Below are 10,711 nucleotides of genomic sequence, written 5' to 3'. Positions count from 1 at the left end.
TCGGCGGCCCGTTCTGGGCGCGCCTCAATCGTAGCCCGAGACGGTCCCGGGCTGACAATTTCGACTGTAATGGACGTACTTAAATGAGTGCCCGCAGAATGAGAGTGGATAATCTCCCGTTTTTAGCCTGTTTGTGGGCTCAAAGTGGGAGATTATCCACTCTCGCCATTTGGGCGTCCAAAAATCCTCGCTCGTTTTGTCTTAGTCATTGGGGACGTTCTTAAACGACTAGTCGCTGGGGACACCCTTTGCCGTCGGCGGATTTTGGGACATGTGGCCCGCTTTTTGGGCCCGCCTGTCGGTACACTAAAAGCACTATGGGTACCCGCGAGCGACATATCGGCCACGCGGCCGCCCGATCCGCACCCGTGGCGGATCCCAGGGGCGGCAGGCTCTTCGCCATGCCGCGATTCCTTGTTGGCATAACGCATCGTGTATACCGCTACCGCGTCTTCGCTATCGCTGGCGCCATCACTGCGCTGTTCCTCATGCTTTTGGCAGTCTTGCCGGCGCTGTTCGCCTCCGACCCCAAGCTTTCCAATATCGTGCCTGCCTATTTCGAGGTGTCCGAAGAGGTCGTGGACGAGCTTGCCCATTCGAGCTGCTTTCCGCTGCTTGTCGCCGCGGTTACGTTTTCGATCTGGGGCGTTCTCACGTACCTGCGCTGCTTGGACTATGTGTTGCGCCGCCGCCTTGTTGCCATCGCTACCATCTGCACCCTGTGGATGATTGAGGTCATCTTTAAGTACAAATCATTCACGCCACACTATGCCACGCTGCTTTGGTACCTCTACTACGTGCCCATGACGCTCGTCCCGTTGCTCTATCAGCTGTGCGGCATGCGTCTCGCGGGCGTGGAGCAGCATCGCGCGGGCCGCCGCTACCGCGCGGCCTTGTGGATTACGGCCGCCCTGCTTGTCGCGTTTGTGCTCACCAACGATGTGCACCGGCAGGTATTCCACTTCGACCGCGCAAGCGAGACCTGGAGCAACGACTACACGTATGGTTGGGGCTACTTTGTCTATCTGGTGTGGACCGCCTTTAACTTTGTCGCTTTTTTTGCCCTGGTGGGACGGTCCTCGTCTTATAGAATCCAGCGTTTTTCGGGCACGGCGGCACTCGTGTTGTTGGGCGGCGCGTTCTTTGCCGTTTCATATGCCATGCGCGTGCCTTGGGCGTGGAAGCTCAACTTTTCGCTGGTCTATTGCGTGTTGTGCGTGGTGACGCTCGAGATTTGCCTCGATTGCGGCGTCATCCCGTCGTATCACGATATCGCCGGCATCTTCGACACCTTGCCGCTTGACCTCAAAGTTCTAACGCGCGACCTCCAGGAAGTCTATGCCACACCGGTGTCGAAGCCAATGCCGGCGGGCGTGTGCGAAGAGCTTCGGGCCCAGGAACACGGGCATGCCCATGCCTTTGCCGTGGCGTCCGATCCCGATGTGATGTACCGTGCCTTTCCACTGCTGGGCGGATCGGCCCTGCTTGCCCAAGACGTGTCGGAACTTAACGAGCTTAACCGTGAACTGGCACATCGTCGTATGGAGCTGCAGCGCCAAAATGAGCTGCTCACGGCCGATTACGATCTTAAGACGCATCTGGCAGATCAAGAGGCCGAGACCTTACTGGTCCAAGACGTGGATCAAGCGCTTGCCCGCGCGCTCGAAGGGATGTACGACCTGCTGAGCTCGCTGCCGCCGTTGACCGATGAGGCATCTTCGCACGAGCGTTACCGCATGCTGCAGCGCGCCAAGATGCTCGTCGCCTATTGCAAACGCAAGGGGTCGCTCACGTTGGCACAGCACGGGGAGAGCGGTTTTGATCGCGACCGCATTCAGCTCATTGCCAATGAGCTCGCAAGTGATCTGCGCACCATCGATGTCGACTGCGCTTCGATTATCGCCATACGCCGCCCCATGCACGCCAGCGCGGTAAGCGCACTGTACGACTGTGTGTACGACTTTGCATTTTTTGCCTACACCACCGATCATCCGGCGCTTATGTATCACCTGAGCGACCATGACTCGTGCAGTGTCGAGCTGCGCGCCACGCTCTTCTCCAACGACGAGGGCGATCTTTCGCAGACGCCCGCCGCCCGCGAGCTCGAGCTCGCGCTGCGGGGACGAAACGTGGCGTATCGTCTTGAGGGCGAGCCCGGTCAGCTGCGCATGGTCGTCTTGATGCCACGGGCGGGTGAGTGACCATGCAGATTCCGCTCATCCCTCCTCAGATTGTCGCGCTCGATGTCGTCTTTGCCCTCGCAGCATGTCTGCAGACGATTCACGTTCCGCTCATCGCATCGCGTCGCTCGTCCTATAACCGCAAGGTGATTTGCGCCTACGAGGCGAGCCTGGTGCTCCACTTGATGATCTCGGCCGTTATCTTGTTTGGATCGAGTGCCTCGTACCTGGTGGCGCCGCTCTACGTTTGTGTCGAGGGAATGGGCGGGGTGCTGTGGCTCAACGCCGCGATCTTTGCCTATGGCGTCGCTCTGATGGTGCGCTATCGTCGCCCTGTCATGCTGATCGAGCTGCTGCTTGTTGCCGCCGTGACGCCGCCGGCGGTTCGTGCCATGGGCTCGGCGTGGACTGCGGTTGTTATCGCGGAGGCGGCATTCTTCCTGTTCCGCTCCATCGCGGCGCTCTTGATGGACGTCCGTAACCGCCAGGAAGATATCACTGCGTTCTCGACGATCGAAACCATCAACGTGATTCCCGTGGGCATCCTATATCTGGACCCGAGGGGCCGTCCGCTGCTCATGAACCGCTGCATGCGAAAAAACCTAGTGGAGCTTCATATGCCCACCGACCTAGGCGATATGAGCGGTACATGGAACGACCTGCGCAAACTCAGTATGCAAATGCCCGAAAGCAGCAGGAACCGCGTGCGCATTAATCTGGACCGCTTTGGTGAGGCGCGCGTTGTGGTCGAGGTTTCTCCCGCCGAGATTCGCTTGTTTGTGCACGATGACGTTATGGTTTCGGGCCGTTCGTTCGAGCGCATTATCGGCCTGGATGTGACAGAGTATGCGCACGCGCATGACCGTCTGGCGCAAGCCAACCACCTGCTTGAGCTTGCGGGCCAAGAGCTCCAGGCCCAGATCGAAGAAGTCAAAAAAGTTGCCGACAACGCGGCCTACCTGCGTATGCGCGCCCGCGTGCACGACGTGATCGGGCAGCGCCTGTCTATCCTCCATCGCTATTTGGAGGAGGGGCGCTTGGACGACGAGTCGCTCGAGCAGATCGACCCGTTGTTGCGCTCGATCGCCGCCGATCTGCGTCGTGGCGGTGCCAGTGAACCTTCGGAGCAACTGGGCGATATCGTCCATGCCTTTGGCCTGGTGAGCGTGCAGATCGATGTAGAGGGCGAGCTGCCAAGCGACGCGCGTGTCGCCGCAGCCTTTCTGCAGATTATCCGCGAAGCCTCGACCAATGCCACCAAGCATGCGCAGGCCCATCAGGTCCATGTGCGCCTGTGGCAGGAGACGTCGGAAGACGGCGCCGTTGCGCGGATGACCGTTTCTAACGACGGCGCGCCTGCACCCGTATCGTATCGCGAGGGAACGGGTATCCCTGGTATGAGGCATGTCGCACAGAATCTGGGCGGCAGCCTGGAAGTCCACGCCGCCCCGCCCTTTACGCTTGCGGTGTCCATCCCGCTCGCCTCCAACGCCACGGTCCAAAGGAGAAGCTCATGATCCGCGTGTTAATCGTCGAAGACCAGGCTATCTTGCGCGAGAGCCTGGCGCGTTCCGTGGGCGACCAGCCCGACATGACCGTTGTCGCCGCGATCGCCGACGCCTCGGATGCCTTGGACGTTGTGCTCAAGGAGCGTCCGGACATGATACTGATGGATGTGTGCACCGAGCACGATTCCAACGGCATCGTGGCGGCGGCGCGCATCAAAGAACAACTGCCCGAGTGTCGCGTCATCATCATGACGGGTATGCCCGAGATCACCTTTGTGGACCAGGCGCGCGAGGCGGGCGTCGACAGCTTTGTGTACAAGAACGTCGGTATCGACGAGCTGTTCGCCGTGATGCGCTCCACGCTGGCGGGTTACTGCACGTTTCCCAAGCCGCCCGAGAGCATCTTCTCCGGCACGGCGGCCCTCGACGATGTCGAGCTGTCGATCTTGCGCCTTGCCTGCGAGGGTAAAAGCCGCCGCGAGATTGCGGCCGAGCTGTTTATGAGCGAGGGCACCATCAAACGCCGCATCTCGGAGATTCTCAACAAGACCGGCTACGACAACATCATGCGCCTGGCCGTGCGCGCGGTGACCGAGGGCAGCATCGTTCCCAACATGGAGCGCCCGTAATCGACGCGCTCACCCGTGTTCCGGCGCCGCAAAGATAGGCCGCCCACCGTTTCGCATCTAAAAACGGCGGGCGGCCTGCTTGTATGGGCAGTGCTGTCGGCATAAAAGCGACGGGGCCGCAGGATCAACTCCTGCGGCCCCGTCTGGTGTGCGCGGATGTGTCCGCCAATCCGCGGCTGTCGTGGTCTACCGCTACGCGATGGTTGCGCTGTAGGAGGCGACGTCCTCGTAGGAATCGGTCAGGTAGGCGTCGATGCCGATGGTCGTGTTGACCAGGCTGTCGAAGCTGTCAAGCGTGCCCTTCGAGAAGGTGAACTCTTCGGTGGCGTTGGTGCCGGGCATCAGGTGGGCCGAGAACCAGGCTTCCTTCATGGTGCCGTTGACGTTTGTCTTGCCGGTGGGAGCGTAGAAGGTCAGGTCCTTGTCGCTCTTGTTGGTGATGTTGACGACAAAGCCGATGTCGCCCCAGTCGTCCTGGAACTTCTCGGTGATGGTGATGGTGCACAGATCGTCATCGGCGACGGTGACGGCGGGGGAGATTTCGACGCTCTGGACATCGCCGTCTTCGACGGCCTCCTCGACTTCCTCTTCCTTCTCGGCGGCCTCGCGATCCTTCTTCACGGTACCGGATAGGTCCTTATCGGACTTGCTAAAGATGAGCTTGTCCTCGCCGTCCTCAAGGACAAGCTTGCCGTCCTCGAGCTTCACGTCGGTCGTCTCCTTGTCGACGGTGATACTCGCGGTGGTAGCGTCCTTGGCCTCCCACTTTAGGTCGGAAACTTCGGAGAACAAATCGAGGCTGCCCGTGCCGTCTTCGTCCAGGACCAAGATGCAGCTGATGCCCCATTCCTCGAACATATCCATATACTCATCGGTCAGCTCTTCGCCCTCCGTGGTTCCACCCGAGAGCTTCCAGCTGCCGACAAAGTTGGCCTTGGGGTCTTTGCCGCCGCTGCAGCCCGTGAGGGCAAAGGCGAGCGCCAGGACGCATGTCAAAAATGCGAGTACGGACTTTTTGAACGTTGTCTTCATGGTGTCCTCCTTCTTGTATAAAAACCCATAGAAGCAAATGCGGGGGTGGCGGATCCCTCGCCAATTACCAGATAGAGGGGCTAGGGCCTGGGCGTTCCGCAGTTGCTGCAGAACTTGCCGCCGTTTTCGCTGCCGCAGTTGGGGCAGAACCACTTGGCCGGTGCCGGGGCGGGTGCGGGACTGCCACACTCGGAGCAGAACTTGCCGGTGTTGGTGGCGCCGCAGCTGCAGGTCCATGTGCCGGCCGCGGGAGCAGCGGCAGGAGCCGGTGCGGGAGCGGGTGCCGGAGCCGGCTGCGGGGCGGCCTGCTGCTGTGCCTGGCCGGCGGCGAACAGCTGGCTGGCGTTCATGCCGCCCATGCCACCTGCCATGCCCATGCCCATAAAGCCTGCCATCGCGCCGTTGGGATTGGCGGCTGCCGCGCGCATTGCGTCGCTCTGGGCGCTGGCAATGTTGGCTGCCGCCATGGTGGGATCGCGCATGACTGCGGCCTTCTGCAGGTCCTTGATCATCTGCTCGTCTTCTTGCGAGGCTGCGATGGAGTTGACGCCAAAGCTCACGATCTCGACACCGCGCAGGTCGCGCCAGTCGGCAGAGAGGACCTCGTTGAGCGCACGAGCGAGCTCGGTGGTGTGGCCGGGGATGGCGCTGTAGCGGATGCCCATCTCCGAGATCTTGGCGAAGGCGGGCTGCAGGGCGGTGAGAAGCTCGGACTTAAGCTGGCTGTCGATCTTGTCGCGCGTGTAGCTATCGGTCACGTTGCCGCATACGTTGGTGTAGAACAGCAGCGGGTTGGTGATGCGGTACGAATACTCGCCGTTGCAACGCACGGAGATGTCGACGTCCAGGCCAATGTTGTTATCGACCACGCGGAAGGGCACAGGCGAGGCGGTGCCGTACTTGTTGCCGATGATCTCCTTGGTGTTGATGAAGTAGACACGCTGGTCCTTGCCCGCGTCGCCGCCAAAGGTAAAGCGGCTGCCGATATTGGCGAAGGTCTCCTTGATGGAATCGCCCAGGTTGCCGCTAAAGACGCTCGGCTCGCTGCCGGTATCGAAGACGAACTCACCGGGCTCCAGCGCGACTTCGATGATCTTACCGTTTTGCACCACGAGCATGCCCTGGCCGTCGTTGACGGCGATGACCGAGCCGTTGGAGATGACGTTGTCCTCGCCGCGCGTGTTGGAGCTGCGGCCACCGGTGCGTTTGCTGCCCTTGCAGGCCAAGACGTCAGCAGGCATCGATTCGCAGTAGATAAATTCCTTCCACTGGTCGGCCATGACGCCGCCGGCAGCTCCCAATCCAGCTTTCAAGAGTCCCATGGTGATCTTCCTTTCTCGTCAAAGGCCGGGTGGTATTGGTCGGATTGCTTAGTCGTCCTTGTCGTCTTTCATGACAACGGTGGTCTCGGTGTGGCTGAAGGTGTCGTGCTTCTCGGTCAGGTCGAGCTCGCCGCAGTACTCGTCGGCGTGGGCGGCCTCGTTGGCCGTCTTGAGCTGGCCTACCAGTAGCACGTCTCCGATAATCACGATGATCAGCGGCGCGATGATGTTGATGAGAATGCCCTCGACATCGAAGGTGAGGTAATCTGGATCGAAGGCGTTCTCGCCCATAAAGAGAATCTGGGAGAGGACAAATCCGATCACAAAGAACAGCACCGAGGCGATGGCGAGCTTGGGCTTGGAACAGGGGAGCTCGCCGACCAAGCGGCCGGTCTGGCCGTTCATGGCAAACAGGTAGCTCTTGCCGTTCCACGAGGTGGAGAGCATCCAGACGGGGAACAGGGCGTAGTCGCTGTCTTCCCAGGTGTAGTCGAGCTGCTTGCTTTCGACCGTGGCATCGTCGTATTCGTCGACGACAGTCTCGCGCAGGGCCGAGATCGTGCTTTCTTCCATACGGCGCTCGGCGCGCGCCTTGCAGGTCTCGCAGTCCTCGTCGTAACGGTTGGCGATGTAGCCGGGCATATATGCGACCGAGAACGGACGCAGCGCGTCGTAGTCAAACGGCTCGATGGCGTCCATGTGGCCGTCGGGCATCTTGGACGATCCGTCGACGGGCACGCGCTTAAACGAGATATTGCCCTTGCGGTAGGCATCGTAGTGGTCGGTGGTCGTGACGGTGCGGTCGGATTCCTCGGTCACGGTCTCGTTGGTCGCGTCAAAGTACACTTCGCCGTCAACGCGGGCACCGTAGAGCCAAAACGGCACGTAGACACCTTGGACCTCGTTGATGTGGTTGCCGGTGACAAAGCTCTTGGGCAGCAAGATTTTGCCCTTGTAGTGTTCCTTGAGTGCGGCCGTGACGTCGTCGCGCCCGAGCTTAAACGGAATCACCAGGTCGGGCGAGAAGTCGCCAGAGAGCTGGCCGGGCGCCACGGCGGAGTTACCGCAGTACGGGCAGGTGGTGACGGCGACGGTGCCGTCGGACACGAGCTCGGCGCCGCACGACGAGCAGATGTAGCCGGCGTTTTGGGCGAGCTTCTGCACGGCATCGTCGGCAGCAGGTTTGGGAGCTGCGGCTGCGGCATCGGCTTTGGCATCTGCCTTGTCCTGGCGCTCGCGATAGAGGGCCTCGACTTCTTCGACTTCAAAGCGTGAGTCACAGTAGTCGCAGACAAGCTTTTGCTCGGCGCTGGCAAAATGCAGGGGACCACCGCAGGCAGGGCACTGATAGTTAACGCTCTCGAAGGCCATGATCGGTCCTTTCCGTGCCGGAGGCTATGCGCCGATGGCGCCGCCGCAGTATTCGCAGCGCCCACTGGCATCGGGAATGGTGGTGGCTCCGCAGAAGGGGCAGGTCACCGCGGTCTTGGGGGCCTTGGCGGCCACGACGCTGTCGCGCGTCTCCTGGCGCAGCTGCACCAGCGCGTCGCGGACTTCGGTTGCCTGGCGCTTGGCCTCGCGGTATTCGATGGAGCCGCGCTGATCGATGGTGGAGTCGTTTACGCGCAGGTTGATCTCGGTAAAGTACGGCGTGTTGACGTGAATGGTCAGATTAAAGTCGTAATCCAGGTCGTAGCGCGGCGGGTTGTAGCTCTCGCGCTCGCCGTCCTTGGTCTCGCGATAGATTTCGGTGCGATGCTCGTCGATATCCATATCGCAGCCGAGTACCTGCGAGAACTCGATGATGTCGGGATTGGCGTCGCGCCAGCGGCTCTGCGAGGTGATGATCAGCAGGCCCGCGTCCTCATCGAGCATAATATTGGTGCGCCCGGCAGAAAGCGTGCGCGTGGGGTTGAACGACGCCAGACGCTCGGCGTTGGCCTCGCGGTAGGCGAGCTGCTCGCGGATATCGTCCGCGGTGCTGGAGCGATAGCCGTGAAAGTAGGGGGAGAGCTTGCCGGCGCACTCTTTGCACAGGTAGCCTTCATTGATTTTTGTCTTACCTAGAAGTCCCAGCTCGGTACCGCAAATCGCGCACTCTTTCTTCTCGAACATCTTGTCAAAGAAGCCCATGGCTGCCTCCCATCAACTGGTAGCGTGTGTCACTTTTGATGATGGGGGAGTGCGCGATCTTTCACGATACCCAGACGGCTCAACGAGTCTCCACAACTGGGACACATGGCCCATTTTTCCTACTCATTGGGGACGCACTTTGTCGAATTATTGGCGCTGCAGCTTGTTACGCGACGGTCACGGCGACCTGGGCGTAGCGGGTACAGGGGCGCTCGACGTGCGTCTGCACGGTGAGGGTGAGCACAAAGCGGTCGCCGGGTCGTGCGTCGGCGGGCACGACGAAAGCGGTGTCTACCGTGCATTCTTGCCACATCGACAGATCCTGGACGCCTGCATAGCTCGATGGGTCTACGGTCACATCCCAATGTGCATCGAAGCCCTTGTCGTCGGGGTCGACGATGGTCGCTGTAAGGTCGACGCGCTCGCCGGCTGCGACGCTGCGGTCGGCCGTGACCTCGACAACATGTGCCGGATGCGAACAGGCTGCCGGATCATGGGCGCACCATTGCGCGCGGGCGGCAAAGTCTTCCTGATAGGCGCGCAGGTAGGGATTGGGATTGTCGTCTGCGGGCGTGCCGATGGCGGCAAAACCGGCGGGCGCGCTCGCATCGGGGTGTCCATCAAGAAACATGCGGCCCAGCAGCGTATCGAAGTCGCGGTCGTCGATACCGCGCAGGCCAAACGGAAGCAGCGGAATATAGGTCATGCTGTCGCCTTCGGCCATAAAATCGCCGCGCTCAAACTGCACTGCGGGCATGCCTTCTAGGCCCCAATCCAGACGGGCATGCTTGCCAAACTGAAAGCGCTCGGGCTCGTTTTCGTAGACCCTGCCATCGCCATAGAGCATATAGCGTGCCATGAGGGGTCCGTTGCCCTGCGTGAGATTCCGCTTAGGCCAGGGAGCCTTAAACAGCGGCAGCGTATCGGGCTGAGCTGTTTTGGCGTCGAAATAGTTGCCATACATATAGGGCGTACGCCAAAAGATGAGCTCGGGAAAGAGCTCGCGCCCATGGTCGAGCCACGAGTTGTCCTGTCCCACGCCATCGGCAACGCCCATCACGCGCACCTTCTGATAGACCTGCTGCTGCACGGCGGGCCACTCGGGCGTGGCGCGATAGCGCTCGGCAATACTCATGAGGGCGCGAACGATCGTATTCATACCACCCCAGCTGAGCAGCCACAGCGTGCGGGGGTCGTCGTCCATGATGGCATCGGCGATGACGCGCGAACCGGGCGTCTCCTCAGTCACATCACCCTCAAAAGCAACATTTCCCACAAACGTACGCTCAATCATCTGTGCGGGCGTGGGGAAGGACGGCTCGCCGGCGGCAACGGCATTGGCCTGCAGCTGCGGCCAAGCCTGGGCGTATTCGTTGCTCCAAAGACTTTCGATCCAATGCTCGGGAAAAGGCCGATACTCGCGAAGCTCGCCGGCCAGCGGATCGGGCTCATGAGGCACAACATCCCAGGTATAGGAGCGCACACCCTTGGTCCGCCAATGCGAATTCACCTCGCCGAGCGTATGAACTCCATCCCCAAGAAAGTGATACTGCGAAGCCGTATACACCACAGCCTGCACATCAAGCAAATTAAGATACAGAGCCAAATGAACAAGTGAGTTCATATCATCGACTTCCATATCGGTAGTAACAATCACCCGAGTCAAATTTTGAGACATAAGCAAAGCTCCAACCAAAATAATTTCAGCCAGTTACGCGCAAGGCAAGACGGGACCCACGCCCCCATCGCCACCGACCCGGCGGCCCGCTAGAAGCGGCCGGCCAGGGTCACGGCAACGTCAACGCAGCGGGGACCGGGGTTTAGTCTTGCAAACATTCCGCACTGATATTGTCTGTATTGAAGACGTCGATGATGCGCCCGTATACCATTGACGTCGACACCATCAG

General features: G+C 60.5%; 8 protein-coding genes. 3 read left to right on the top strand and 5 right to left on the bottom strand.

Features of this window, described 5'->3' with window-relative positions; all coding sequences use genetic code 11:
• The first annotated feature begins 401 nt into the window (after positions 1–401).
• The 3 genes from PMX72_RS09855 to PMX72_RS09845 are packed head-to-tail and all read left to right on the top strand — an operon-like array spanning position 402 to position 4,317.
• Positions 402–2,201 (top strand): histidine kinase N-terminal 7TM domain-containing protein, encoded by a 1,800-nt coding sequence (locus PMX72_RS09855; protein WP_271729874.1) that lies wholly within the window; start codon positions 402–404, stop codon positions 2,199–2,201.
• Between the two features lie 2 nt (positions 2,202–2,203).
• Positions 2,204–3,697 (top strand): sensor histidine kinase, encoded by a 1,494-nt coding sequence (locus tag PMX72_RS09850; RefSeq protein ID WP_271729871.1) that lies wholly within the window; start codon positions 2,204–2,206, stop codon positions 3,695–3,697.
• Positions 3,694–4,317, top strand: coding sequence for a response regulator transcription factor (locus PMX72_RS09845; RefSeq protein ID WP_271729869.1), 624 nt, complete (start codon positions 3,694–3,696; stop codon positions 4,315–4,317). Before PMX72_RS09850 ends, PMX72_RS09845 begins: the two co-directional genes overlap by 4 nt.
• 192 nt (positions 4,318–4,509) lie before the next feature.
• Here PMX72_RS09845 and PMX72_RS09840 read toward each other — a convergent pair whose 3' ends face one another.
• The 5 genes from PMX72_RS09840 to PMX72_RS09820 form a co-directional block, all read right to left on the bottom strand.
• Entirely contained in the window at positions 4,510–5,349 is an 840-nt protein-coding gene (locus tag PMX72_RS09840; protein WP_271729867.1) for a hypothetical protein, read from the bottom strand.
• Positions 5,350–5,429: 80 nt separating this feature from the next.
• Positions 5,430–6,671: an SPFH domain-containing protein gene (locus PMX72_RS09835; protein WP_089573532.1), complete on the bottom strand. Its 1,242-nt coding sequence runs from the start codon at positions 6,669–6,671 to the stop codon at positions 5,430–5,432.
• 48 nt (positions 6,672–6,719) lie between these two features.
• A complete protein-coding gene (locus PMX72_RS09830; RefSeq protein ID WP_271729865.1) occupies positions 6,720–8,042 on the bottom strand; it encodes a hypothetical protein in 1,323 nt (440 codons plus the stop codon).
• Positions 8,043–8,066: 24 nt separating this feature from the next.
• A complete protein-coding gene (locus PMX72_RS09825) occupies positions 8,067–8,804 on the bottom strand; it encodes a DUF4428 domain-containing protein (protein WP_022094560.1) in 738 nt (245 codons plus the stop codon).
• A 166-nt stretch (positions 8,805–8,970) separates the two neighbouring features.
• Positions 8,971–10,482 carry a nucleoside hydrolase-like domain-containing protein gene (locus PMX72_RS09820; RefSeq protein WP_271729863.1) on the bottom strand — a complete coding sequence of 504 codons (1,512 nt, stop codon included), beginning with the start codon at positions 10,480–10,482 and terminating at the stop codon, positions 8,971–8,973.
• Between the last annotated feature and the right edge of the window lie 229 nt (positions 10,483–10,711).

It is taken from the genome of Collinsella aerofaciens (genome assembly GCF_028207065.1).
GTDB classification, from domain to species: Bacteria; Actinomycetota; Coriobacteriia; order Coriobacteriales; family Coriobacteriaceae; genus Collinsella; species Collinsella aerofaciens_AR.
This window is presented reverse-complemented; position numbering and strand designations above follow the sequence as displayed.

Bases quoted from the DNA above. Each gene is read 5' to 3' on its own strand.
- PMX72_RS09855 (WP_271729874.1), top strand. From the start codon at position 402: ATGCCGCGATTCCTTGTTGGCATAACGCATCGTGTATACCGCTACCGC.
- PMX72_RS09820 (WP_271729863.1), bottom strand. From the start codon at position 10,482: ATGTCTCAAAATTTGACTCGGGTGATTGTTACTACCGATATGGAAGTC.
- PMX72_RS09850 (WP_271729871.1), top strand. From the start codon at position 2,204: ATGCAGATTCCGCTCATCCCTCCTCAGATTGTCGCGCTCGATGTCGTC.
- PMX72_RS09835 (WP_089573532.1), bottom strand. From the start codon at position 6,671: ATGGGACTCTTGAAAGCTGGATTGGGAGCTGCCGGCGGCGTCATGGCC.
- PMX72_RS09840 (WP_271729867.1), bottom strand. From the start codon at position 5,349: ATGAAGACAACGTTCAAAAAGTCCGTACTCGCATTTTTGACATGCGTC.
- PMX72_RS09830 (WP_271729865.1), bottom strand. From the start codon at position 8,042: ATGGCCTTCGAGAGCGTTAACTATCAGTGCCCTGCCTGCGGTGGTCCC.
- PMX72_RS09825 (WP_022094560.1), bottom strand. From the start codon at position 8,804: ATGGGCTTCTTTGACAAGATGTTCGAGAAGAAAGAGTGCGCGATTTGC.
- PMX72_RS09845 (WP_271729869.1), top strand. From the start codon at position 3,694: ATGATCCGCGTGTTAATCGTCGAAGACCAGGCTATCTTGCGCGAGAGC.